Source organism: Acinetobacter sp. DMC2, assembly GCF_056314305.1.
The window spans coordinates 52,033-77,027 of sequence record NZ_JBQUYP010000009.1 but is presented as its reverse complement, the minus strand read 5'-3'; the positions used below and the strand labels follow the sequence as shown (position 1 = coordinate 77,027).

Sequence of the window (24,995 nt, the reverse complement as noted above, 5' to 3'; positions counted from 1 at the left end):
TTGAATAGGAAATTGCATTCCTGAGAGAAGCTGAAGCAGTGTTGATTTACCCGCCCCATTGCGCCCCAGAATTGCAACTCGTTCACCAGCACGAATTTTTAAGTGGCGAACTGCAAGGCTCGGACGTGGTTCATCCTCACTATATTGGAACAAGACATTTTTTAATTCGTAATCACCATTTAAAGCAGCCTTATGTACCAGATGTGAACGGTCAGCCTGATCGATCGGGCGTTGCATGAGCTCATCCAGACTCTGTTTAGCGACTTTCGCCTGCTGTAAACGACCTAAAACACCGGTGATATGACTAATTGGTGCCAACATACGTGAAGATAAAATTGAACAGGCAACTAAGGCACCTGTGGTCATTTCACCGGCCATCACGGCAAAACTTCCCACCAAAACAACAAGTGCGTAGGTCAAGCCTTGAATCTTTTGTGTCCATGCCATTAAAGTACCGACAATTTTACGCTGTCTCATACCGATATCGGCTGAAACTTCATTCATGTGGTTCCACTGGTTTTGGAAACGTGATTCAGCACGTAAAAGCTTGATGTCTTCAATACCCTGCACTGCTTCTACTAGAATAGCATTACGAATTGAAGATTCTCTCATACCCTCTTGTGCGAGCTGCGCTAGCTTCTTCTGTGCCAGAATACCCGGCAAAAGCATAAGTGGCACAACCAGTAACATCACCCAAAACAATTTCCCGCCAATAATCGCAAAGATCGTGAGGAACAAGAAAAAGAATGGAAAATCTGCCATCGCAGTAATGGTGGTAGAAGTCACCAGTTCACGAACCCCTTCGAGCTCACGAATCTGGGAAATAAAACTACCGGTAGATTTTGACCGGTCTTTATTTCTAATGCGTAATGCATGGCCAAATACACGGTCAGAAACCCGTAAGTCAGCACGTTTACCAATAATGTCGGACAAATAGACTCTGGCTACCCGTAAGGTAAACTCAAAAATAGCTGCAATCAGTACACCACCAGCCAGTACCCACAAGGTTGGAACAGACTGTGATGGAACAACACGGTCATAGACTTGCATTGAGAAAACAATAGTCGCCAGTGCCAGTACATTGGCAATGAGTGAGGCAAACATAATATCAACGTAGCGCTTCCAGTCTCTAAGTACAATTGACCAGAACCAGCTTGCTTCATAGGGTTTGATATATTCGTCAATACGTGCATCGGGAATAGAGGTTTCAGGACGCAAGATATAAATATTTTTGAGCGTATCTTTTAAAGCACCTAAAGACACGTTCTGTGAAAGTCCCTGATCCCCACTAAATTGAATACTGACATTTCCTTGAGTATCAGCTTTATCAACAACACCGACCTGACCGTCGTTAAACTCGACCATAACAGGTAGGCGCCACGGATTCAGTACGTCTAAAGAAAAAGGTACTTTACGTAAATTGAGACCAACCTGACGAGTCATTAACTGCAAAACATCATCAAGGTTTTGATTCTGGTTCCAGTCAAGTTGTAAACGGATTCTTTCTTCTGAAGGCTCAATTCGATAATGTTTAGCAATCGTTAAGACCGCCTGTAACCAGGGCTGGTAGTTTATTTTTGTCATCATGGTTGTACTTCGAACCCCTGAATTGAAATATTATTTAAGCCATAGGCTTGGCGGGAACGTCCTGTTGCCGAAATGTACTGAACAATACTGTTGTAGATGTCATAACGTGCCGACTCAAGTTCTGAATTAGCACTATGAATGGCCTGTTCTGCATTCAATAAATCAACCAGTGAACGTGTCCCGAGCTTGTACTGCTCTTGATAAAGTTCACGTGTACGAACCGTTGTGGCTTGACGATTGGTCAACACCTGCATTTGACGTTGTTTATTTTCAATTTGTTCACGGCTCGTTCTGATCTGGTCCAGAACATCCATATAAACTGAATTGACCTGAGATTTAGCGGCTTCTTCTGCATAACTCGCCATTTTTACCTGAGAAGAAACGGCTCCACCTTGATAAAACTGACTGCTAGCTTCAAGCATGACGGAACTATATAAACCGTCATCTTTATCATTGTTTGGGTTTCGACCATTAATGGCCTGACTTAAGGAACCTTTGACTGACAAAGTTGGATAACGTGTTAAACGGGTCTGTTCCTTTTGTGCCTTGGCAACTTCAACACTGGCTTGCGCCGCAATCATTTTTGGAATGGTATTAAATTCAGGCTCACTATAGAGACCAGATTGCTTCACCAAATCATCAGGAATGACCCATACCTTATTAAAAACATCGACTCCTACCAGAGTTCTTAGATGTTGCTGGTATTGTCGTAATAAAGATTGTTGAGCAATTAGTGTTGATTGTGCAGATTCTAAATATGTTTGTGCCTGAACCGGATCAGCTTGGCTGCTAATACCGGCATTTGCACGTAAATTGGCAATTTCCTGAATTCGCTGGATACCCGCAATTTGCTGCTCGGCGATTTTATTTAATTGAAGGTAGCGCTGAATATTGACAATCGACTGTGCAACATCAAGTGCAATATCATCAATGCTGACCAGCACATTGGCCTGCTCGACTAGTACTTTGGCACGCTGAACCGATACACCTGATTTGACTTTGCCAAAATCAAAAAGCATTTGAGTCGCGGATAAAGTGAGTAATTGTCTTCCCCGCTCACCACTACTCAAGTCACCTGTAGTAATTCCACCTGAAAGCTGTGGATAATAACCAGCCTTAGCATAATCAATACCTGCGTTTTGGCTCGCTAAAGTGGAGATGGCTTGAGAAATATTGGGGTTTCGTTGAAGTGCATATTGAATCGCATCAATTAAACTTACTTGATTGTTCCACATAGCAGTGGAAGTCGGTAAATAGTTCCCTTCATTTCCTAGCCGTTGAAATTGGTTTTGATCAAATCCTAGATTACTTAATTTCTGGAAATCGACAGATCGGTAGCTTTCATCTGGCGTGGGCTTAAAGAGTTGAGAAACTTTTTTTGTTAAGCTTTTTCCCGAGTTAACAGACGTGGTCTCTGCCTTTGTGATTGATATTGATATACTAGAAGCAATACAAAAATATAAAAAAAACTTCGTACCTGATCTGATTATAAATTGGAAATCATTGTGGGGAAAAGGTAATTTACTCATTAGAAGATCTAATCTCTTGAAATATTGTAAAACAATCTAAAACTCAGTTAAAAACTATCAAAAATATTAAATTCCACAGTTTAAATAAATAATTTCCAGAATAATTTTCTTTTAAAAAAAATAAAGTTAAAAATGATTAATTTTCAACACCAACAACTAAATATTTATTTTTCCTATAATTTAATTTATAAAATTAAGTTTTAAACATATATATTTAAAACCAATCAAAATTCCACAAAAAACAATAAAATTCAAAAAGTAGAAGAAATAAATTCCATAAAAAAAACCTACCTCTTGGGGAAGTGGTAGGCTATAAACTCTAATATATACACATCTTTAAAAATATATTATTTATTTAGATTCATCAATAATGATTAATTTAAAAAAATTAAAAACATATGATTAAAAACATATAAAATTAACAAAATCTTTTCTATTTATTTTTACAGCACAATACATGTGCTCTAACAGCGGTTTCTTTATATCTAAATATTTATAAAAATATGTGATCTTTAAGTCAAATCTAAATAACCAAATACAGCTTTTTCAACTCGCTGCTGTAAATTTTTTAAATCACTTTCCCCTGCTATGCCTGCTGCGTTAATCATTCCTTTGCTTAAAGCAATTACATCTTGTGCGGCTGTTTGCCCATGTGAAATGCCAGAGCGTATAAACAGATCAGAAATTATGGTTTCAAGCTCGTGTTGATGTTCACTTTCCTCAAGGTCTTTACCAATGAGTTCAGAAGCAAACTCTAAGGTTCGTGCTAACTGCGGACGGCTCAATTGATGTTGCACAGCAGCGCGTATGATGAGTTTTAATTTTTCTTTTAAGTCTGCGGCATCATGTTGCTGGGTGGCTTCAACTATACGTTTTGAAAGCTCAGCTCGCTCACGTCGAATTAACTCAACAATTAAAGCATCTTTAGATGGAAAGTATTGATATAGGCTACCAATGCTTACGCCAGCAAGTTCAGCCACAGCATTTGTATTAAATCCAACAAAGCCTAACGACTCTAAAATGCGAGCAGCCGCCTCTAAAATAGCTTCAAAGGTAGCCACTGAGCGTGCTTGACGCGGGCGTTTACGTGGGTCTGGAAGTGTTTCTGACATGGGCTGAAATGCGAGTATTTAATGTGAGCAATCACTCATATACTGACTGAGTCATGTGGATATGACAAGCAAATGCAGTCGTTTCAGTTGAACTGCAACTCGGCCCAGTCATGGAGTGGTTATGTGTAGAACCTATACTTTTTTTATTCATTTAAGAGCTTTGCCTGCTTGGTTGGCTTTAGCTCGTGAAAAGCGAGCTGAGTTTAGTGCACAGAAACTTGAACCTATTTTTGAGAAGTACCCAACTGTAAAAGTTCGGTGGTATGACGTTGAAGCATTTAGTACTAAAGCCAGTGATATTGCGGTGTTTGAGACGACATCTCTACAAGATTATTATTTTGTGATTGATGCGATTCGAGACTCTGAGTTTTGTACAGTACCCTACTTTGAGTTTGTAGAGATTATCCCTGCAATTGAAGATGGATATGTGGAGTATGAAGGTTCTTTATAGAGGTTGAGAATAATTTTTCTAGTTAGAAGATAATCAACTGCCAATCTAAATTTTTCAATAATTTTTAATTAGGCTTAAGCTATTAATTCAAACATTTTCTTAAGCCTTTTAAAGGTATTATATTGAATATCAATGTTTCACAATAAAACATTTAATATTATCTGATATTTCTAATCCTTTTATAATTTCATCTTCATCTCTTATATAACCAAGGTCATAAATTAGAAAATAAATAAATTCGTATCCACTACTATAAGCAACTATATCTGCATTCATCTCATCAATTATTTCTGCTAACTTCCCTGATCGATTACAGATTTTAACTTCTAAAACCATACCTTGGCTTTTGAAAACAAAATCTGGTATAGATTCTTTCCCTGCTACTTTAACTCGTCCAGTCTCTCGATCATAATCAATCCCTTTCTGCTTTCCTTTACCAATTAATAAGCTTTCAATTCCATTCTGAATAGTTTTTTCATTTTGTGGAGTATCATAAATAGCTTTCCGAAGATTTGCTTTTAAAAAATTAAGAATATTATCTGCTTCAACTTCATCCAAACCACCAGTAGTTTCAACGAATGCTTTTAAAATTAAAAGATTAGTATAGACTTCATCAAAATATATTCTTTGTTCAATCGTAACTGTATCAAAAGCTGAAGGAACTTTTTCTAAGTTATACATATCTACGGGAGCTCTAATATTAATTACTTCCTGAGCTTTTACTAATATTTCATTATATTTACGCATAAAAGTTTTAAAACTCGAATGCAACCAGACATCATCTACCTTTGATTTTCTTGAAGCATCCATAGCTTTTTGTAAAGCTATACATTGATCACGTATCTCTTTCAACTTAATTTCTTTCACTAATTTTCAGTCCTTTAACATAGCTATCATATGGATGTTAAGCTATTCTAGGGTTTATATTGATATTTTTTTAAATATAGATCCTATTGATATTACATCTTTTTTATCTCAATACCACATTTTATATATTTCATTAAATTACCAAAAAAGAGAGTAGAAATTAAAATTAAAAAATGGTAAAAATCATTAACATAAATTTAAAAAATTAGCACAGAAAATTACAAACACTTTTCACCCTTTTCTGTGCATGGGAGTTCCTAAATGGCTTTCGATGCATCACCCTCTTGGAGTGGTTTCAATTATCAAGGCAAAGTAGCTCTCTACTATGCTTTAAAATGTATTAATTCGGAATCTGTTGAAAAAGATTTCTCTAACTATAATTTAATGCTTGAAGATAATGAAGATTTTGAAATTGTTATTAATGAAAAACCTATCTCGTTCCACCAAGTAAAAGCATATAATGAATCTAGTTACAGCAAATATTCTGATGCACTTTTAGAAATAACTTTAGAACTTTCAAAGAATTTAAATGTAATAGGAAAAATTCACACGTGGAAAGAAATAAATTATAAATCAGACTGTTATGATTTAAAATCATCAATTAAAAGTGATATAGAAAGTATTCTAGAAGAATACAATCTATCAACTGAAGCAACTTCGACTATCCATAAAGCAGCATCTGCTGTGAAAGGTTGTTCTAAAACTGCTTTAATTATTAGAAATGCTTTTAAAAAAAAATCAGCTGAAGATATAGCTCAATTATTACTATGTATTTTGACTGAACAAAATGATGCTTTATCTAGAATTTCTGCATATGAATATGAGGATGAAAATTTATTTTGTGATATTAATACAATTAATGAAAAGATTAAAATGCAACTATCTTTAGCCCTTGAAAATAGAAGCGTTCCTATAACTGAAAGCCAATTAGATAGAGCTTTTTTGCACTTTCTAGGCATGATGGATAAATATATTATTTATCGCCATGAACATAAAAAAGGTCTAATAAAGGCCCCAATAGAATTTACTGAGATAATTAATATTCTCAATATAGATCATGAGAATGTAAGCAAAGAATATATAGCTTATAAGTTTAAAGAGCGTTTTTTCTTTCATATTGATCATTATATGGAAGACCCAGATGAAGACTATCAGTTACCAGAACCAGGATTCCCTTGTAATTTACAAGAAATACGTAAAAGACTATTAAGTCTTACACCTTATGAACTTTGGGAACATTACCGCCATTTTTCTCCACAAATTAATCTACAAAATAATAATATTGATGACGCTTTTGAGACTAATTCTGACGGAATTCGTTACATGCTTATACGTATTTTCCATGAAATTGATTTTAATTTAGCAATTCACAAACCAATTAAATATAAATTACTTTACCGCAATACTACTCCACCCTACCAATATTATTTACCTACGACTATTACTAATTCTTTTCGCCGAATTACACAAGTTGAGAGACAAATTAGTTTAAATCCAAGCATTATTGAAATTTTGTATGAAGTAGAGAATCTTATTTATCATGGAGATATCATTCATCCTATTTCAGCAATAGCATCAAGGCATACTGAAGCTCCCGTTTCTCAAGATTTAGACCATAGATCTAAACGAAATGAACCCTTAAATATCATCAATCTTATTCCTTTAACCGATGCCAAGGATCAATTGCTTAAATGATTAAAATTATTAATAATATTCTTTCAAATAATGGATATGAAATAGTTGATATACAATTACCAGATGATAAACATGATATTTTTCTTTTTTGTCCTCGAAAGGATCATGCAAAAGAAGAATATTTTGTTACTCTTCAACTAAATAATGAATCGGATGAGCTCGCAAAAGAGTTATTACAAAATTCAGCTGAGGAATTATTTGAAATTATAAGAAATTCTGGAAAAGTTGAGTCATATTTCATAAAAAATTGTACTTTATTTATTTGTCACGATGAGGCTCATATAAACAAAGAAACAATATTCACGTTAGAAGAGGATCCATACAATTTCAAAAAAAATGTAATTACTTACTTCCCTTCTGAATTAAATGATTTAAAAAATTATTTAGAAAAAAATAATATCAATGAAATTTCAAATTTAACTATTAGTGAAATTATTAACAGTCAGAACGGACAACTTTTTTTAAACTTTAAAAAGAATCATAATAATATCCAAAACTATTACTCTCTTATCTTAAAAATAGCTCTAAAACTACCATTTATTACCTATATCCCTCAAAAGAAAGAATTAATAAATTTGAGTTTGGAGATTGAAAAATCTCTTGAAGGCAAAGAATCTGTACTTTTTAAAAACTTAATGGAACCTGAAATAGATTGGAATAACAATAATATTTATCAAAATATTGAAAAAATATGGGGGAACTTAATATGATTCAGCTAAAAAAAATTACATTCAAGAACTTTAAAATTTTTGGAAATGATCCTTATACAATAAATTTAGACCATAACAACCTTATCCTTTTAGATGGGCCAAATGGCTATGGTAAAACATCGGTATTTGATGCTATTGAATTAAGTCTTACTGGAAATATTTCTCGTTTAATTTCTGTTGAGAACAGACAAGTTCCTACAGATGTCGTAGTCGCTCATAAAGGGAACGAAAATGTTGAGATTACAATTGAACTAATGGATCAAAATTATCAAATAAAAACTTTTCAAAGGAAGCTCAAAAGTAATCCACCCAAAGCCTTAAAAAAAATATCTAAATTTGCAGAATTATGGGAATTATATGAAATAGTAGATGGAAAATTAATTGAATCTTCTCAACATAAATTAGAGGAGTACTTAGGTAGTCAGGATCTTGCGAGAGATTTTTTACTTTTTCACTATGTCCAGCAAGAAGAAACCTCACAATTTCTTAAGACTAAAAATGAAGTAAAAAGAGCTGAAGAATTAGCACAACTTTTTGGTAATACATTAGAAGCTGATGAAAAACTAGATAAATTAAAAGATATTCAAAATAAGATAAGCACTGAAAAAAATAAAATAGAAACACAAATAAATAATATCAATGAGCTATATAAGATTAATGATTTCAATTTGATATCAGAAAAATCTGAACAACATTTCTTTCTTTTCCCATGGCTTACTGAAATTGATAAAGTCCCTTTTTGGGATATGGCTTCTATTAAGGATTTCAGCCAAGAAAAGCTCAATAACGCTCTAGAAGAAATTTCTCATATAAAAAACCTTATTAAATATCAAGATTTTTTTATCAAAAACCGTAGTTTTGAAAGTGTTACTCAACAGCGAGAACAGCTCAAGCTCTATCTTGGATATTACCAATTTATTGATCAATATGATTTTTATATCAATGAAGAGAAAAATTACCAGTTTATTAGAAACAATTATAATAGATTAAATAATAATGATTATAAATCAATACAAACACTAACTAATCTTGAACGTGTTTATGAGTTACTAGGTTTAAAAAACTATTCTTCCTTTCAAGATTCACTTCAACTTCTTATTGATCAAGAAGCAAAAAATCATGGTCTAAGTTCTATTTATACTGAACTTCTTCAATATCACAATGAAATGTCTTCAAAGCTACAAAATTTACCGACTGAATCATCTTGTTTACTATGTGGTCACGATCATCAAAATCATGATGCCTTAGCGAATGCCATAGCTCAACACAAACTTGTAATTGAATTAGAACTAACTGATAAAGATAAATTTTTAGCCCAATTAAAAGAAGAATTTAATAATATTCATCTTTTACCTCTTATAAATGCATGTAAAGATTTTTTAGAAAAAAATATAGTTATTTCTAATGAGGACTTACAATCTCTATCTAAAGCACTAAATTATAAAGATTTCCTTGATAGAATAAATGGATGGTTAGAGAACCAGAAATTTGAATATCAAGATTTAATAGCTAAAGTTTTTCCGAAACAGAATGATATTTATAATTTAGATGAAGCAGCTAATCAATTAATTTTACGTATTTTATCTGCAGTAGGAACTCCTCCTGAAGGATATTCAGAATCTAATGGTTCTGATATATTTAATCGGGTTTATCGAGATTACTTCAATAATACCTCCCAAAATTTAAATTTAATAAATTCTAGTCTACTTGAGCACAAAGAGAACTATATACATAACTTATATTTTAATTCTCTAGCAGAAGTTAATGAAAAGATTAAAACACTAAAGAATCAACTTAATCATATGAATATAGCCCTTCAGGATATTAATAGTTTAATTATAACTATACGAAAGAAAATTAGATTATATAGACAAAAATTAATAACTGAAATTGAAATACCTTTTTATATTTATTCAGGAAAAATATTACAAACTCATCAAGCAGGTTTAGGGTATGGTGTATTTATTAAAGATCCAGCAATCAAAGATCCAACGAGTGAAGATGAACTCAAAAACATACGTCTAGTTTCTAATTGGGAAAGCGATCATGATATATTAAATACAATGAGCTCTGGACAAATATCAGCTGTAGTAATTTCTTTAACTTTAGCTTTACATCGAGTTTACTCTACAAAATTTTCTACTATTCTCATCGATGATCCAGTACAAACAATGGATGATGTAAACATGTCCTCACTAGTTGAAGTTTTACGTAATGATTTCTGTAAGAAACAAATTATTTTATCTACTCATGAAAATAAAGTAGCAAGATACTTTTCTTATAAGTTTTTAAAATATAATAAAAGTGTGAAATCAGTAAACTTAATGGAAAGAGCCGAATATATTTTAAACAACAATTATGTATATTAAGCTTAAAACTTATAAATTTCATATTTTAAGGGGATGATAGCAATGTATCATTCCCTTAAAATTAATATTTAAATATGAATAATAAAGAATTGGATTTAATACAAGATTTTTTAAACAAAAAAACTCTCAATCCCTTATCCTCCCCCAAAACTTCTCCAACACTACATCCCTTTCATCCACACTATTTGAACTTAAAACATGTAGCATCAAGCCATCAATTAGGTTTAAAACCATGTTGGCATCGGGATGAAATGCATTGGTTTCCAGACTAAAGACCAAATCAAAAAGCTCTCGAAGTAGCCATTTCCGATATTCAACAGCCATGCGGTAAGCCGTTGGATAAAGCTGTTTTATTTCAAATATGGCCTTAAACAAAAGGTGATAAAGGCTATTCACATCGACATGTAAACGCACAATTTCTTTAAGTTTATCGCTTGGTTTGGAGTAGCGGTGTGAGTAGACAATTGCCAGTACTTCTTCTTTCAGTATACTTTTTTGAAAGCTTATGCATGTTTCAACGAGGCGTTCTTTTGAGTGAAAGTAGTTATAAAGCGTGGCTTTCGGAATTTTTGTTTCTTTGGCAATTAGGTCTACGCCCGTATTGTGAAATCCATAGATATTGAATAGATCTATTGCGGTATGGAGTGCTTTTAATTTTTTTGAAGCCGTTTCTAAAGTTGGCATATTTTTACCGTTATAAAAATAAGTTGTTATGTCTGGCTTAGATAAAAAGCCTGTGCCCTTTCTGGGAGAAAAAAAAGGCACAGCAAAGCCGCAAGACGGTGCTTAGCGCATCTCAAGTTTTATTGTTGATATAAGTTTTTAGTCGTGACGAGCTAAAGCTTTAAAACGTATTTTCAATTAAACAGTTTTAAAGATGAGCTAAAGGATATCGGAATAAAAGGCTTGGCAATGGTTGCCAATAAAATAGAAATGTTGCGCATGAGCGACTCCTTAGGTAAAAGAAGTCCTACCGCATTACTGTCAAATAATGGTGGTAGAACGAAAGAGGGTTGACAGACTGAACCTAAGAATCAGCACACCCGAGGGTGTCCCCCTTCCGTCCTACCGCAACAAAAAAGGGGGACGAACGAGTCTACATTAAAAAAACAAGTTTTTTCAATGTACTTAGGTTCTGGCCTGTCAAAGCCAGCTGGCAATGTAGGCCAGCACGCAAAGAATAATCCGAGAGTTTAGAGGTGTCAATGTAGCTTTTATGACAAGTATTTAAATTTATTATTATTTTTCATTAGATTAACTTAACTATTATTTTAGATATTATATGTGATTGTATTGTTAATTTAAACAAAGCGATCCATGCTTATTTATTTCTATCTTTTTACTTTTATTGTGCGAGTACATAGCGAAAAGTCGGTTTAGACAATCTCGGTCTGCCCCACTTGGTGATAAGCACGATTAAAATAAACCAAGCTTTGGTCATGTTGGCTTTGTTTAATCGCAACAATCGGACAAATAAGAATAGTGTGTGTGCCGACTTGTTGAATTTGTTCAATCTCGCAATCGAAACTCACCAAAGCATCATCTAACACAGGTGAACCCGTTTCTAACTCAATCCATTCGCCATGTTTAAAGCGTTCTTCTGGCGTGAGCTTAGATGAAAATGCTTTTGAAATATGTTCGTGGTGCGCGCCTAAAACATTCACAGTTAAGATTTTGTTATCAAGGAAATGGGCATGTGAACTCGCAGATTGGTTCATACATACCAATAATGTCGGAGGTGTGTCAGTCACACTACAAACAGCAGAGGCAGTGAATCCAAAACGGCCAGACATGCCTGCCGTAGTCACAACACTAACCGCACTTGTGAGTAAAGACATTGCATTTCTAAAGTCTGTTGCTTGAACCATGACATTATTCCTAAATTGAATCGTACCTTGTCCTGAGTGTTTGCTATACCGCCCAACTCCATCAGGAAGGTACTTTATCAACATGAGTCCTAATTAGAACTACACGTAGTAAATAAAATGAGGGTTACTTGTTTGATTATCAACTGCCATCAAAAAAGTAACCCTTTATACCACTTATTGGTAAATATTAAGCAGTAAGATCATAACCAGTAAGTTCTCTGCGAACGATTTCTGCACCTGCCGTTAAAGCATTTAACTTGCCACGTGCCACTTCACGAGAAAGAGGCGCCATACCACAGTTTGTGCAAGGGTAAAGCTTGTCAGCATCTACAAACTGAAGCGCTTTACGAAGTGTGTTCGCCACTTCTTCTGGTGTTTCAATCTGGTTAGATGCAACATCAATTGCGCCGACCATCACTTTTTTACCACGAATGAGCTCGAGTAAATCGATAGGCACATGTGAGTTGTGACATTCTAACGAGATGATATCGATGTTAGATTTTTGCAGTTTCGGGAAAGCTTCTTCGTACTGGCGCCATTCAGAACCTAATGTCTTTTTCCAGTCAGTGTTAGCTTTAATGCCGTAACCATAGCAAATGTGAACCGCAGTTTCACACTTAAGACCTTCAATTGCACGCTCTAAAGTCGCAACGCCCCAATCATTTACTTCGTCAAAGAATACGTTAAATGCAGGTTCGTCAAACTGAATGATGTCTACACCAGCAGCTTCTAACTCACGCGCTTCTTGGTTCAAAATTTTAGCAAATTCCCAAGCAAGTTTTTCACGGCTCTTGTAGTGACCATCGTAAAGCGTATCAATCATGGTCATTGGGCCAGGTAATGCCCACTTAATTGGTTGATCAGTTTGCTGACGTAAAAACTTAGCATCTTCAACAAACACAGGCTTTTGACGAGACACCGCACCTACAACAGATGGCACGCTTGCATCGTAACGGTCACGAATTCGAACTGTTTCGCGCTTCTCAAAATCTACGCCATTTAAGTGTTCAATAAACGTGGTCACAAAGTGTTGGCGGGTTTGTTCACCATCGCTCACAATGTCGATGCCAGCAAGGCGCTGTTCGTGCAACGCTAAACGTAGCGCGTCTTTTTTACCTTCTGCTAAGCCTTCGTTTTCGAGTTTCCAAGGCGACCAAAGCTTTTCTGGTTCTGCAAGCCAAGACGGTTTAGGTAAGCTGCCAGCAGTTGAAGTCGGTAGTAATTTTTTCATGATCAATGACCTATATGTTGATTAATTAAGAGCGTAATTAGCAGACCACTGCTCAAGAATCGCTTGGTATGGTTTGATAAATTGCTCTTCAACAAACTTCCCTTGCTCAATAGCGAGGCGGCTACGTTCTTCACGGTCATACACAATTCGAGTAAGTGAGTAATCTTCGTTCTTCAAGCTTGGCTGATAAGATTTTCCAGCCACTGAATTTGCGTTGTAAATTTCAGGGCGGTAAATCTTTTGGAACGATTCCATGGTGCTGATAGTGCTGATCAACTCAAGGTTGGTGTAATCACTCAGCAAATCACCTGTAAAATAGAACGCCAAAGGTGCAGCACTGTTTTTAGGCATGAAGTAGCGAACTTTTAAGCCCATTTTTTGGAAATATTCATCAGTGAGTGAATAGTCTTCTTGCTTGTATTCGACACCCAAAACTGGATGTTCGTTTTCAGTACGGTGGTACACTTTAGTGGTTGAAACACTTAAGCAAATCACTGGCGCTTTTTTAAAGTTGGCTTTGTAAGTTTCAGAGTTAATAAAGCTCTTAAACAAATTACCGTGCAATTCACCAAACTTCTCTGGCGTGCTAAAGGTAGACTGATTTTTATTGTGGTCTAGCAACAGCACACTAAAGTCATAGTCACGTACATAAGATGAGAAGTTGTTCCCTACAATGCCTTCAATACGTTCATTGGTCTTTTTATCAACAATATTGGTTTTCAATATTTCGATTAAAGGAAGCGCACTGTTTTGGCTTGCCGCATCAACATTCATTTCAACTGAAATGATTTCAAGTTCAACGCCGTAGCGGTCGCCTTTAGGGTTGTCCCAATGAGCTAAGGCATTAAAACGATTATCGATCATCTGTAATGTGTTGCGCAGATTCTCTTGACGGCTCATCCCTCTTGCTAAGTTAGCAAAGTTGGTTGTAATACGCGTATTGTCTGCTGGACGATAGTTTTCATCGAAACAAATACTCTTAATCGTAAATGTAAATTCTTTACTCATTTTGATCAGTACCCTAATTTCTGAGATAAACCTAAAAATATTTCGAGCTCTTTTTAAACTTTCCTGCCTTGTCAGATTTGTGCCTTATGGTCTTACCAAAAGTGAATGACTAGAACGCTTCAAAGCGTGAATAGATTTATACCGCAATCACAACATGAATAAAAATGATTTAGTCTCATTCAAAACTGAGTGAAATTCATGTTGTGAGTTTAATAAGTAAGTATGAAGTTAAATATTTTTCATCTTAGGGAATTTTAGACAGCAAAAAATCAATATACGGCGCTCACACTGCACCTTAATTATTTTAAATATTTATTATAATTTTCAAATATTTAATAGTAAAAATTTAAGTTAAAAAGAATCAACCTAAAGTAATGTGTGCTGACTTTCATTCATCTCTGCTTTTAGCCATTCTAAAAATATAGTTTTGCGTGGATCTTCTTCAAAAGCGCTATGAGAAAGTAAATAATAGGCCGAATTATCTTGTACAACAGGTGAAATTTTTTTCAGTAAGTTCCACTCAAGCTCTTTTTCAATCATATAAATTGAGATGACTGTCGCGCCGAGTCCAGCCAAACAACCTTCTAAACATAGATAAAAATGCTCTAGTTCAACTTTGGTGTAGCCTTTCAAACTTTGCTTTAACTCAGTAATGCGACTCATGCTTTTGAAAAAATTCGGCCTAGAGGTCGAAATAAGTACGTCGTTGGTTTCCGATAGCTTGGTTGCTTGAACTAAAGCAATATATTCATCGGCAATTTTCTCGCTATAGATATGCTCTCCCCAAGCAAAGTCATTTCGGCGTATCGCGATATCAATATTGTCTTTTTCAAAATCGACCACGCCGCCTGCGGTGAGTAGCACGACTTCAAAATCGTGCCCGAGCTTTTTAAATTTTGATAACCGTGGAATGAGCCATTTCATGGAAAGGGTCGGTTCACAGGACAAGACCAGTTGCTTGTTTTCAGCTTTAGGCTGGCTGAGTTGAATCAAACATTCATCAAGTTGACCAAAAACTTGATGGCAACAACTCAATAAAATTTCGCCTTGCTCAGTCATCACAAGCGTTTTATTTTTACGGTCGAATAAAACCGTATTTAAAGCTTCTTCTAAGTTATAAATTTGTTTACTCACCGCACTTTGCGTCACAAATAATTTCTTTGCAGCTAAAGTAACGCTGCCATACTTCGCCACGAAATAGAAAAATTTTAATGAATTCAGCGATATTCTTTCGATCATTCCAAAAACTCATAGATATGTAGTCGTTTTTATCGATTTTTATTTATAGATTTCTGTTCAAAATAAAAATCATCTTTATTAAAACCTATTTTAGATGATGAAAAACATATTGAATATCTATATCTGTCTTCATAAATGTAAAGCCCCAACCTTTCTCACGAAAAGAATAGCAACATTAAGGAGTACTTTTACCTTCTTACATACATTCCAAAAAGTACAGATCAATCCCCTCGTTTTCAGTGAGGGCACAAGATAATGGCAGAGTTTATTGCGGTTATTCTCATTACGATTTTGGCGGTGGTTAGCCCCGGCGCTGACTTTGCGATTGTGACTAAAAACAGTTATCTGTACGGCAGAAAAATAGGTGTGTTCACTTCATTGGGAATATCACTTGGCGTGTTGGTGCATGTGACTTATACGTTAGTCGCCGTTGCGTTTGTGATGACTTATACGCCGCAAATTTTGAATATTTTTAAGTACATTGGCGCGCTTTACCTGATCTATATTGGCTATAAAACCTTTATTCAAAAACCAGTTTTAGACTCTGCTGCTTTAAATTCTATAGGTACTCTTCAAGCGATAAAATACGGCTTTTTTACTAACGCCCTGAACCCTAAAACCACACTATTTGTGATTAGTACCTATACGCAAATTGTGAGCTTAACCACGCCTAAAACCATTCTTTTGGCTTATGGCTTTTTTATGTCATTTGCCCATTTCGTATGGTTTTCATTGGTGGCCGTGCTGTTTTCATCCATGTTGTTAAGACAAAAAATGTTAGCCAAACAAGTGCAGATTAATAAGGTGATTGGTTCAATTTTATGTGTATTAGGTGTGATTTTGCTTTTCACCAAGTTTCAGTAGAGCTTGTTAATTTTTAAGAAACTGTATAGTGAAATTATGATAAATGGACTAAGGCCTTCATAGAGAACTTAGTCCATTTGAATGAGATAAACAGCTATTTCTTAACTTTTTGACTCTGATAAATCATTTACGTTCCAACGGTTTGCTCTTTTAAAAGTACCGACATCGTTAAACCGTACGCCCATATCACGCATGACTTTATGGGCAACTGGTGCCGTCATTTGGCGAATGTAGAATGGTTCTTTCACTACAAAATGATGGATGGCATGCGTTGAGCCAAAGTTAAAGCAAAACAATTGGAACGGCATCATCCACCACGGTGTTAATACTTGAGTTTGTTGAATGACATTGCCCAATTCGACGTCTCCATAGTAATGCATATTGCTGGTCACAAAGTGCAAGCAGAAGGTACGCAGCACATTTGGTGCAATCCAAACCACAGTCAGAATATTAATTACATGCATGATATTTAAAGTGGTCGCCGACCAAGCAATCGGTGCATTTGCCAAGCTTGAAACCATATCAACTGCATGGAACCCTAAGAATATATACCAAAGAGACCAATGAATAATTCCAAGCGGGAAATAAGCTAAAAAAGCACGTTTAAAAATGACTTTTCTAACCGCCCAATTGTTTGAGGCAATAATGCGTAGTAAAACTGCAAAACCATTATCACCAATCGCGATAAGTCGACGTATGTTCCATTTTTCGCCATTGGTTAAAGCTCTTTCTTCTAAATCGACTTCAGTGCCTGAGTTCTTATGATGGTTAAAGTGCAGTTCGCGGCGTTTCCACGGGTTAATGGTACTTGGTCGAGCTAACCAGACTAATCCCATCATTAAATGATGTGCCCATGGCTTTTTTCTAAAATACATCCAGTGAATCAAATCGTGCTCTAACTCATGAGTTAAGGATGCAAAAAAAGCAATAATCGGAATTGCAAACCAAGCTGAAAGTTGATGATTTATATAGAGCATGGCAGCCGTGATCATGCCCACCAAAGATATCAATAAAATCATCGCTCCAATAGCATTTTGATGGTTCAAAATAGGATGGCGTTTGCGTAAAGCCACACCTTCTGCGGTTACTACTTTTTTAATATGTTCTGTTTTTTCGCTATCGGTCATTCCGGCAGGATTTTTATAAATGTAGGTCATCCGTTATTCCTCAGTTTTTTCATGTCCCTACTTTATTTAGATCGCTTTAGGTGCGCTTAGCTCGAAACGCCAATCTATTGGCTATGGATGCCAAAATAAAAAGATTCAAAACAAACCAAAGATTTTTTAGTTTTGAATCTTTTATACTGTTCCGAGGAATATGAATCACAAGTTATAGGACATAACATGCCACAGACAGCAACGGCACTGGCTAGCTGGGTGAAAGCGATTCAAAAAGCGCTCGAAAAAGCCGGTGTTGATAGTCAATCTTTATTAGAACAAGCGGGTTTAGATATTCAGGCTCTCGGTAATCCTGATGCACGATATTCATTAAAACAGACAGCAAATTTATGGAAATTAGCAGTTCACAAAACTCAAGATTCATGTTTTGGCCTTAAAGTTGCCAGCCAAGTCAACCAAAATACTTTTCATGTGTTAGGGCATTCACTGATTACCAGCACTACCTTAAAAGAAATGTTCTTAAGAATTATTCGCTATTTTCGTGTGGTAACAGATATTCCAGAGCTAGAGTTTTATGGGCAAGGAAATAACCATTATTTCGTTATTCATGTTCCCGACGAAGTTCAGCCCGAATCAATAGATGCTTTTATTTCCGTTTTTATTCGCTCAAGTCGTGCCTTGCAAGGATCTGTTTTTTCACCGTTACGCATTGAACTTAGACGTTCAGAGCCCGAAGATTTAGAAACATTCCAGAGTATTTTAAAGGCCCCGATCGTGTTTAATGCACCCAAAGACATGATTGTGTTTGATACAGCTACCATTGAACAGCCACTAGAAGGTGCAAATCCAACCCTCACCCAAGAATATGATGAGATTATTAATCGTTATCTGGCTCGATTCGATAAAGAAAATATATTGGCGCGGGTGAAAGTGAAACTTATTGAAAAATTATCGACGGGGGATTTTCAACAGCAAGAAATTGCGAAAAGCTTAGGTTTAAGTATTCGTAGCTTGCAAAGGAAACTCTCTGCAGAAAACACGTCTTATAGTGAGCTACTTGATCAAACTCGGCATGAACTGGCTTTGTCGTATATTAAAAACTCAAGCCACAATATTACTGAAATTGCTTATATTCTTGGCTTTACCGATGTGAGTAGCTTTACACGTGCGTTCCGTCGCTGGACTAATTTATCACCCGTCCACTATCGAGAAAAACATCTGGCTTGCTCTTAGTTTTTTAAAACTTTAAGCAAAAAAAGATGCATATGAATGCATCTTTTTTATGGTCAATTTACTTTTTAGTGAGCAACTCCAACATGGAAACCGTTGTGACTTTGGCTCCCACTGGTAAGGCCTTTAAATCCACAATGTAGTTTGGACTATGTGGAATATAAGGCACAGGCTTTCCTTGTTTTACTGCATTGGCAAATACAACTGGGTCCGCTACCCCAATAAACATAAAGTTAAAAGGAATGTCTTTTTGGTCACCTAATAGGTGATGAACATCTTCTGAACCCATAAATGGAGGAAAGTCGGTTAAAACTTGCTTATCACCTAACAATGCTTTTAACGGCCCATTTAGACGTGCAGAAAACTCTTTGTTATTAATGACCGGATTGGTCGAGCCTTTGAGCGTTAAAGTAGGTAATTGATCTTTACCCATCCCCTGCATTTCGGCCGCCCCCTCACTCATGAGCTTAATATTATTTAACATGGTTTCACGCACTTTCGGGTCAAACCAGCGCATATTCATTTTGACTAACGCGGTTGAAGGAATCACGTTATTTGAGTTTCCAGCTTGAACTGACCCAATAGATAAAGCAGCAGGTTGCTGAGTATTTACTGCGTTACCCATAATGGTTTGATATTGGGTAATGGCATTGGCCGCCATGCTAATCGGGTTCTTGGTTAAATATGGAAGTGACCCATGCCCACCCACCCCTTTAAATAGAATATCAAGTTGATCGGTTCCTGCCATTCGTGGACCCGGTGCGTTAATTATCGTACCTACAGGTGCAGGGGTAGTGTGCACTGCAAAGAAATAATCAGGTTTCGGTAAGTTATATTTGGTCCATAAACCATCGCTCACCATAGCTTTTGCCCCCGTTACAGGTTCTTCAGCAGGTTGCGCGACTAAAATAATAGTTCCACTCCATTCCTTTTTTAAAGCAACTAGGGTTTTTGCCATACTTAGCATCCATGTCACATGGGCATCATGACCACACATATGTGCTACAGGTGTTTCAGTTCCATCGTCGAGTTTTACCCTTACTTTACTTGCGTAGGGTAAACCTGTGGCTTCTTGAACTGTGTTGGCATCCATATCGGCACGGTACATGACCGTTGGCCCCTCACCGTTTTTTAAAATGCCGACCACACCTGTTTTGGCTATTCCCGTTTTAACGTCGAAACCTAATGACTTAAGCTCTTTGGCAACAATGGCAGAGGTTCGCGTTTCCATAAACCCGAGTTCAGGGTGTTCATGAATGTCTTTATAGACTTTATTTAACCACTCTGTTTGCCCATCAATAATCGTTAACGCTTTTTGTGAAACTACGGGTAAAGTTGTTGGACTTGCTTCTGCATGCAGAACCGTTCCATAACCTGCAATAAAAGTCGACAAACCTAAAAATAGACTGTTTTTGATGATTTTATTCATATAGTAAAAACCTTATAAATGTATGATTTAATTTTAAAATTTATATCCAATTTTTAAGCCATAGCTGACTGAGTGATTATCCTTAAACTCACCCACATAATAGTCACTACCCGCCTGTGCGCCAAGCTGAGCTTTTGCATCGCCTAACCAGTAATACTTCACGCCACCTGAAATAAAATATTGCGATGTTGGGCTATATTGAGCACCCACGCCTAAGTTGTAATACCCTTTGCTTGGCCCACCCGTCGAGACCTTATCACCTGCTCCCGAGTCCCAACCGACTGACACCGAGCCTAACCATTTAGGTGAAAAGCGTTGCCCTAACCCTAAATTAAGAGTCCATTGATCATCGTAATAACGAACCAAGTTGAAACCTTCCGGGCGACTTGGAGTCGATAATCCACCAACAACTTTTGAGATTTCACCAAAGCGGTAAGGCTGTAGAGCAAGATCACTCCAATTTACCCAGCGCACGCTCCCGAACAATAAAGTCCCCTGACGAAGGCCTGTTTGAAACTCTAAATTGACTGAATCTGGAGATTTAAACTTGGTTGTGCCTGACTCTTCTACATTTGGTAACTCGGCAACAATACGATTTAAATAAGCTTTTTTCTGCTCAGTCATTTGTCCAATAGAAATCATATAATCTAGGTGCTGATTTACTAAATCACGACCTTGCTGCGTGCTTAGCATCTCAATGAGTGGGGCATTTTCAGTCGCGTTTAGTTTGTGAGTAATAGCTGAACGGTAGGTTAATGAGACTTTCACAGCTTTTTCAGGAATCTGGTAGGCAAGCCCTGCTAACCATCCCAAGTCACCTACAGTTTTGGTGTGAAAGTCATAGCCGTTGTAAAGACTAAATACATTACCCCTTAATTCAACCTGACTTTTAAAGGTTTGATAGACTGGTCCCGCATAAAGATTCCAGTTTTTTGTGGGTTGATACCCCAAAATAAAGCTTAAATTTTGTATATCAAATTCTGATTTTGCATTTCCTGTAGGAGTCTGACCAGAAGTAGCATTGGCAAGTCCTGCTGTTGTAATGCCGGGTAACATCACCATGTCTTTTGGCGTTGCGACAAAGCCATTTAGACCTGAATACTCGGTGTCGGCACCAAAAGGTTGATCATACAGCAAGCCAAATGAATACTGCGGCGCCAACTGAAGTTTTAAGGCCGCTGTAGGTCGATAATCTGTGTTGGCGATATCTGAAATGGAATGATGTGAAGGGTTGGTACCCGACTCTACACCACTTAAATCGGCATCTGTGATTCCTAAACTTGCTTCAAAATAATTGCCCGGTTGTAAAAATGCCGCTACAGACTGCCCTGTTTTATCAAATGCAGCCGCATGTAAGGTGCTTGTGCAAATTGAAGTTATTCCTAAGATCAATATTTTTTTATTCACAACAAAACTCATGGATCCATCCTGAATATTTTTTATTTTGATTCCTCACTTTATGTAGATTTGAATGCTTCTGCTTAGCTCCAAACGCCAATGATTTGACCGTAGATGCCATATTGAAAAGTTATGGTTTGTGTAGCGGTAAGCACAACAAAGTTTTTATATTAAAAAAGGGTCTTACTTTTTAGATTTAAAAAACAATTGCAGACTGTATTGATAAAAAAAGCGTGTAGTGAGAATTACAAAAATTAATCTTGAGAGTTGAAAGGAAACGACGATGGGTACTGCGAGTCCTAGAGCTTTAGCCATCAGTGACATTTCTGCGATGCCTCCGGGTGAAAGGCCTAAAATCAAGATTTGTTTTTCTGTATGACTTAAATTAACCAGTAATAAAGCAACGCTGATCGATAAAACTAAAGCCAGTAAATTGAATATCAGTGTGATTCCAATAAATTTTTTATTCTTTCTTAAAAAGCTAAATGGAAATTTGCTACCTAGTGACCAACCAATACAGACTTGACCAAAGGCAGTAAACCATTCAGGTAATTTCATCTGAAGTATTCCGCAAAATGACAATAACCCAATAATGGCGAGTGGCCCCAAAATCCAAGCATTCAAAAGATTAAAAAATTGAAAAACCTGACCAACAAACAGAGCTAGACAAAACAGCAATACAACCTGAAAAAAGCTAAATTGATCCGACACTGGTATCTTTAAACCAGTCCATTCGACATGAAAATAAAGCTCCATAAAAATTGGGACCAGCACAACCAGAATCACAATTCTTAGGCTATGAGCGGCAACGACTTTATCGACTTGAGCTTGGTGTCGCTCTGCAATATTCACCATTTCACTGGCGCTACCAATGGCCGAAGAAAACCATGCAGTAGCCCAATCCAAGGCATTAACTCGATATTGCAATCCAGCCAGCAACGTACCCAACACAAGTGACCATGCCAAACCTATGAGGATAAAACCCCAATATGCTGCCACTGCCTGTACCAAAGCTGGTGAAAAGTATAGGCCTAAAGCCATACCAATAATAACCTGCCCTATGCGTCGCCACTGGGGATCACAGGCAAGTGGATGACCAACACTACCGAACAATAAGGCCGTCAATAGAGGTCCAAGCAACCAAGGTAAGGGAATATGCAAAGATTTGGCAATTAAAGCTCCGACCAGAGCAATTGCTAATCCTTTGAGATTTGAGCTTATTTTTTCCATAATTCAGAGCAATAATAGCCAACTAATGCTGACTATTATTGCTGTCCTATTAAGCTTGCTGTTTTTTGATAAACAAGTATTTACGAACGATCGGCAAGATCAATAATAATCCTGACATGATCCAAAGTCCTATACTAATGTTACTGCTCCATAAGACATCAAGTTCCCCTTGAGAAATTGAAAGTGCACGGCGCAGATTCGATTCCATTAATTCGCCAAGTACAAAACCAAGAATCAGTGGTGCTAAGGGAAAATCAAATTTTCTGAGAATATATCCACACACCCCCAAGCCCATACATAACAGCAAGTCAAAGATATTGCTATGAATAGCATACACACCAACAAAACTCACGCTTGCGATGATCGGGATCAAAATATAATTAGGAATACTCAACATGCGGGCAAAGAAGCCTACCAATGGCAAGTTTAATACCAACAGAATGATATTGCCTACCATAAGCGATGCAATCAGTGACCATACAAGTACAGGTTGCTGAACAAATAACTGTGGACCTGGTGCAATGTTGTACATAAGCAACGCGCCCATCATGACCGCAGTCGTTCCCGAACCTGGCACACCTAATGTCAGCATGGGTACAAATGAACCACAAGCCGCTGCGTTATTCGCACTTTCTGGTGCAGCAAGCCCACGTAAGTCACCTTTACCAAACTTGCTACTATCCTTTGCCATCTTCCGTTCAGTGGTATAGGCCATGGCACTTGCAACGGTTGCGCCTGCTCCAGGAAGAATGCCCAAGAAGAAACCAATCACTGAACTGCGAATAATCGCAACTAACGAGAAAAAGAACTCTTTAAGATTAAAAAGAGAACGCTTTCCTTGTTTTAAGGCAACTTGACCAATTGTCGTACGTTCGAGCATTAATAGGATTTCGCTTACACTAAATAGGCCAATAACCAAAGTAGTAAAAGCAATTCCATCACTTAAACCGACACTGTTAAAGGTAAAGCGATATACGCCTGTAATTGCATCCATTCCCACAGTTGAAAGTGCTAGGCCCATGAGTGCCATAATTAAAGTTTTAAAAGGCTGCGTACTGACCAGACCAGTTAAACAAACAATTGCAAAGACCATCAAAGCAAAATATTCAGCGGGACCAAACGCAATTGCCCATTTCGCTAATATAGGAGCAAACAACACAATCCCAATAAAGGCGACAGTACTCCCAACAAAGGAACTGACCGATGACAAAGACAATGCAATTCCTGCTTTTCCTTGCTGTGCCAATGGATAACCATCTAACGTGGTCATAATGGCCCCAGCATCTCCGGGTACGTTTAACAGAATCGCTGAAATACGTCCGCCATATTCACAGCCCAAATAAACTGCTGCCAATAAAATCAAGGCGCTATCTACAGGTAAACCCAAGGCATAAGCAAACGGCAATAAAATTGCCACCCCATTAATTGGACCTAAACCCGGTAATAAGCCAACAATCGTTCCAATAAATGCGCCAATCAAAGCAATTAAAAGATTCTGCGGCTGCAAGGCAACCTCAAACCCCATCATTAAAAAACTTAATACATCCATATCGGGTCATCCTTAACCAAAAAATCCAAGTGGTAATGGCACATCCAAGAAACGGTCAAACATATAGTAGGTACTCATGCTAAGTACCAAACCTGTCACCAAAACCGGTATGGTTTTGCCATGGAAAAGTTTGCCCACTGCAATGGTCATCAACAGGGTTGCAACAATAAAGCCTAACCATTCAAAAACTAATGCATATAGCGTTAAAGCCACCGCACATAACGCTAACTTAACGACTAGATGTTTTGTCCACCCCAACTCAACGGGTTCGAACATAATGGCCGGTCGAATAGTGAGATAAGCTGCACTCGCTGTAATTAAGCCCATTAATAAAATAGGAAAAGCTTTAGGACCCACTGGATCGTAGGAAATTGGGGCTTCAAAATTGCTCGCATAAATCAACAAAAATAACCCACAAACCGTAATAATGGCGGTAAGAATCCGTTCAGATTTCATCATCTATCCTCAGAAAAAAACTGAGCTGAAAAATAGCTTCTCAACCCAGCCGATT

General features: G+C 36.8%; 21 protein-coding genes. 6 read left to right on the top strand and 15 right to left on the bottom strand.

Features of this window, described 5'->3' with window-relative positions; translation table 11 throughout:
- The 3 genes from ACT53H_RS17860 to ACT53H_RS17850 all read right to left on the bottom strand — a co-directional run.
- Positions 1–1,587: ABC transporter transmembrane domain-containing protein (locus ACT53H_RS17860; protein WP_476009797.1), on the bottom strand; the 1,587-nt coding region annotated here is incomplete at its 3' end.
- A complete protein-coding gene (locus ACT53H_RS17855) occupies positions 1,584–3,116 on the bottom strand; it encodes a TolC family outer membrane protein (RefSeq protein WP_476009796.1) in 1,533 nt (510 codons plus the stop codon). The genes ACT53H_RS17860 and ACT53H_RS17855, both read right to left, overlap by 4 nt.
- Before the next feature lie 512 nt (positions 3,117–3,628).
- Positions 3,629–4,228: a TetR/AcrR family transcriptional regulator gene (locus ACT53H_RS17850; RefSeq protein ID WP_476009795.1), complete on the bottom strand. Its 600-nt coding sequence runs from the start codon at positions 4,226–4,228 to the stop codon at positions 3,629–3,631.
- A gap of 121 nt (positions 4,229–4,349) precedes the next feature.
- On the opposite strand from ACT53H_RS17850, the gene ACT53H_RS17845 reads away from it, so the two are divergent.
- On the top strand, positions 4,350–4,679 hold the full coding sequence (locus ACT53H_RS17845; RefSeq protein WP_476009794.1) for a darcynin family protein: 330 nt from the start codon (positions 4,350–4,352) through the stop codon (positions 4,677–4,679).
- 129 nt (positions 4,680–4,808) lie between these two features.
- Here ACT53H_RS17845 and ACT53H_RS17840 read toward each other — a convergent pair whose 3' ends face one another.
- Complete coding sequence (locus tag ACT53H_RS17840) at positions 4,809–5,546, bottom strand: PD-(D/E)XK nuclease domain-containing protein (RefSeq protein ID WP_476009793.1); 738 nt, start codon at positions 5,544–5,546, stop codon at positions 4,809–4,811.
- Positions 5,547–5,807: 261 nt separating this feature from the next.
- Here ACT53H_RS17840 and ACT53H_RS17835 point away from each other — a divergent pair, with 261 nt between their 5' ends.
- From ACT53H_RS17835 to ACT53H_RS17825, 3 genes are read left to right on the top strand one after another with little or no spacing between them, the layout of a single operon-like run.
- On the top strand, positions 5,808–7,241 hold the full coding sequence (locus tag ACT53H_RS17835) for an ABC-three component system protein (protein ID WP_476009792.1): 1,434 nt from the start codon (positions 5,808–5,810) through the stop codon (positions 7,239–7,241).
- The gene (locus tag ACT53H_RS17830) at positions 7,238–7,951 is read left to right on the top strand and encodes an ABC-three component system middle component 1 (protein WP_476009791.1); all 714 of its coding nucleotides are present in this window, start codon (positions 7,238–7,240) and stop codon (positions 7,949–7,951) included. The genes ACT53H_RS17835 and ACT53H_RS17830 overlap by 4 nt, the downstream gene beginning before the upstream one ends.
- The gene (locus ACT53H_RS17825) at positions 7,948–10,320 is read left to right on the top strand and encodes an AAA family ATPase (RefSeq protein ID WP_476009790.1); all 2,373 of its coding nucleotides are present in this window, start codon (positions 7,948–7,950) and stop codon (positions 10,318–10,320) included. The genes ACT53H_RS17830 and ACT53H_RS17825 overlap by 4 nt, the downstream gene beginning before the upstream one ends.
- A gap of 126 nt (positions 10,321–10,446) precedes the next feature.
- Here ACT53H_RS17825 and ACT53H_RS17820 read toward each other — a convergent pair whose 3' ends face one another.
- The 5 genes from ACT53H_RS17820 to ACT53H_RS17800 all read right to left on the bottom strand — a co-directional run bounded on the left by ACT53H_RS17820 (position 10,447) and on the right by ACT53H_RS17800 (position 15,666).
- Positions 10,447–11,004: a TetR/AcrR family transcriptional regulator gene (locus ACT53H_RS17820; RefSeq protein WP_476009789.1), complete on the bottom strand. Its 558-nt coding sequence runs from the start codon at positions 11,002–11,004 to the stop codon at positions 10,447–10,449.
- A gap of 692 nt (positions 11,005–11,696) precedes the next feature.
- Entirely contained in the window at positions 11,697–12,188 is a 492-nt protein-coding gene (locus ACT53H_RS17815; protein ID WP_004794389.1) for a flavin reductase, read from the bottom strand.
- Between the two features lie 187 nt (positions 12,189–12,375).
- On the bottom strand, positions 12,376–13,419 hold the full coding sequence (locus ACT53H_RS17810) for a methionine synthase (RefSeq protein ID WP_476009788.1): 1,044 nt from the start codon (positions 13,417–13,419) through the stop codon (positions 12,376–12,378).
- Between the two features lie 21 nt (positions 13,420–13,440).
- On the bottom strand, positions 13,441–14,427 hold the full coding sequence (locus ACT53H_RS17805; protein ID WP_238612661.1) for a DUF1852 domain-containing protein: 987 nt from the start codon (positions 14,425–14,427) through the stop codon (positions 13,441–13,443).
- A gap of 366 nt (positions 14,428–14,793) precedes the next feature.
- Positions 14,794–15,666, bottom strand: coding sequence for a LysR family transcriptional regulator (locus tag ACT53H_RS17800; protein ID WP_476009787.1), 873 nt, complete (start codon positions 15,664–15,666; stop codon positions 14,794–14,796).
- A gap of 255 nt (positions 15,667–15,921) precedes the next feature.
- On the opposite strand from ACT53H_RS17800, the gene ACT53H_RS17795 reads away from it, so the two are divergent.
- On the top strand, positions 15,922–16,530 hold the full coding sequence (locus tag ACT53H_RS17795; protein ID WP_476009786.1) for a LysE family translocator: 609 nt from the start codon (positions 15,922–15,924) through the stop codon (positions 16,528–16,530).
- A 101-nt stretch (positions 16,531–16,631) separates the two neighbouring features.
- Here the strand turns inward: ACT53H_RS17795 and ACT53H_RS17790 are convergent, their stop codons facing one another.
- Positions 16,632–17,657 carry a fatty acid desaturase gene (locus ACT53H_RS17790; RefSeq protein ID WP_476009800.1) on the bottom strand — a complete coding sequence of 342 codons (1,026 nt, stop codon included), beginning with the start codon at positions 17,655–17,657 and terminating at the stop codon, positions 16,632–16,634.
- A gap of 216 nt (positions 17,658–17,873) precedes the next feature.
- Here ACT53H_RS17790 and ACT53H_RS17785 point away from each other — a divergent pair, with 216 nt between their 5' ends.
- Positions 17,874–18,881 (top strand): AraC family transcriptional regulator, encoded by a 1,008-nt coding sequence (locus ACT53H_RS17785; protein ID WP_476009785.1) that lies wholly within the window; start codon positions 17,874–17,876, stop codon positions 18,879–18,881.
- Between the two features lie 58 nt (positions 18,882–18,939).
- Here the strand turns inward: ACT53H_RS17785 and ACT53H_RS17780 are convergent, their stop codons facing one another.
- From ACT53H_RS17780 to ACT53H_RS17760, 5 genes are all read right to left on the bottom strand, one after another.
- On the bottom strand, positions 18,940–20,307 hold the full coding sequence (locus tag ACT53H_RS17780) for an amidohydrolase (protein WP_476009784.1): 1,368 nt from the start codon (positions 20,305–20,307) through the stop codon (positions 18,940–18,942).
- Between the two features lie 33 nt (positions 20,308–20,340).
- Complete coding sequence (locus tag ACT53H_RS17775) at positions 20,341–21,726, bottom strand: long-chain fatty acid transporter (RefSeq protein ID WP_476009783.1); 1,386 nt, start codon at positions 21,724–21,726, stop codon at positions 20,341–20,343.
- Positions 21,727–21,888: 162 nt separating this feature from the next.
- Positions 21,889–22,935 (bottom strand): AbrB family transcriptional regulator, encoded by a 1,047-nt coding sequence (locus ACT53H_RS17770; RefSeq protein ID WP_476009782.1) that lies wholly within the window; start codon positions 22,933–22,935, stop codon positions 21,889–21,891.
- A 49-nt stretch (positions 22,936–22,984) separates the two neighbouring features.
- Positions 22,985–24,484, bottom strand: coding sequence for a tripartite tricarboxylate transporter permease (locus ACT53H_RS17765; protein WP_000382837.1), 1,500 nt, complete (start codon positions 24,482–24,484; stop codon positions 22,985–22,987).
- Positions 24,485–24,496: 12 nt separating this feature from the next.
- The gene (locus ACT53H_RS17760; protein ID WP_005803309.1) at positions 24,497–24,943 is read right to left on the bottom strand and encodes a tripartite tricarboxylate transporter TctB family protein; all 447 of its coding nucleotides are present in this window, start codon (positions 24,941–24,943) and stop codon (positions 24,497–24,499) included.
- Positions 24,944–24,995 lie beyond the last annotated feature (52 nt).

Bases quoted from the DNA above. Each gene is read 5' to 3' on its own strand.
- ACT53H_RS17790 (WP_476009800.1), bottom strand. From the start codon at position 17,657: ATGACCGATAGCGAAAAAACAGAACATATTAAAAAAGTAGTAACCGCA.
- ACT53H_RS17795 (WP_476009786.1), top strand. From the start codon at position 15,922: ATGGCAGAGTTTATTGCGGTTATTCTCATTACGATTTTGGCGGTGGTT.
- ACT53H_RS17760 (WP_005803309.1), bottom strand. From the start codon at position 24,943: ATGATGAAATCTGAACGGATTCTTACCGCCATTATTACGGTTTGTGGG.
- ACT53H_RS17845 (WP_476009794.1), top strand. From the start codon at position 4,350: ATGTGTAGAACCTATACTTTTTTTATTCATTTAAGAGCTTTGCCTGCT.
- ACT53H_RS17850 (WP_476009795.1), bottom strand. From the start codon at position 4,228: ATGTCAGAAACACTTCCAGACCCACGTAAACGCCCGCGTCAAGCACGC.
- ACT53H_RS17855 (WP_476009796.1), bottom strand. From the start codon at position 3,116: ATGAGTAAATTACCTTTTCCCCACAATGATTTCCAATTTATAATCAGA.
- ACT53H_RS17765 (WP_000382837.1), bottom strand. From the start codon at position 24,484: ATGGATGTATTAAGTTTTTTAATGATGGGGTTTGAGGTTGCCTTGCAG.
- ACT53H_RS17805 (WP_238612661.1), bottom strand. From the start codon at position 14,427: ATGAGTAAAGAATTTACATTTACGATTAAGAGTATTTGTTTCGATGAA.
- ACT53H_RS17775 (WP_476009783.1), bottom strand. From the start codon at position 21,726: ATGAGTTTTGTTGTGAATAAAAAAATATTGATCTTAGGAATAACTTCA.
- ACT53H_RS17825 (WP_476009790.1), top strand. From the start codon at position 7,948: ATGATTCAGCTAAAAAAAATTACATTCAAGAACTTTAAAATTTTTGGA.
- ACT53H_RS17780 (WP_476009784.1), bottom strand. From the start codon at position 20,307: ATGAATAAAATCATCAAAAACAGTCTATTTTTAGGTTTGTCGACTTTT.
- ACT53H_RS17785 (WP_476009785.1), top strand. From the start codon at position 17,874: ATGCCACAGACAGCAACGGCACTGGCTAGCTGGGTGAAAGCGATTCAA.
- ACT53H_RS17815 (WP_004794389.1), bottom strand. From the start codon at position 12,188: ATGGTTCAAGCAACAGACTTTAGAAATGCAATGTCTTTACTCACAAGT.
- ACT53H_RS17835 (WP_476009792.1), top strand. From the start codon at position 5,808: ATGGCTTTCGATGCATCACCCTCTTGGAGTGGTTTCAATTATCAAGGC.
- ACT53H_RS17820 (WP_476009789.1), bottom strand. From the start codon at position 11,004: ATGCCAACTTTAGAAACGGCTTCAAAAAAATTAAAAGCACTCCATACC.
- ACT53H_RS17810 (WP_476009788.1), bottom strand. From the start codon at position 13,419: ATGAAAAAATTACTACCGACTTCAACTGCTGGCAGCTTACCTAAACCG.
- ACT53H_RS17800 (WP_476009787.1), bottom strand. From the start codon at position 15,666: ATGATCGAAAGAATATCGCTGAATTCATTAAAATTTTTCTATTTCGTG.
- ACT53H_RS17770 (WP_476009782.1), bottom strand. From the start codon at position 22,935: ATGGAAAAAATAAGCTCAAATCTCAAAGGATTAGCAATTGCTCTGGTC.
- ACT53H_RS17830 (WP_476009791.1), top strand. From the start codon at position 7,238: ATGATTAAAATTATTAATAATATTCTTTCAAATAATGGATATGAAATA.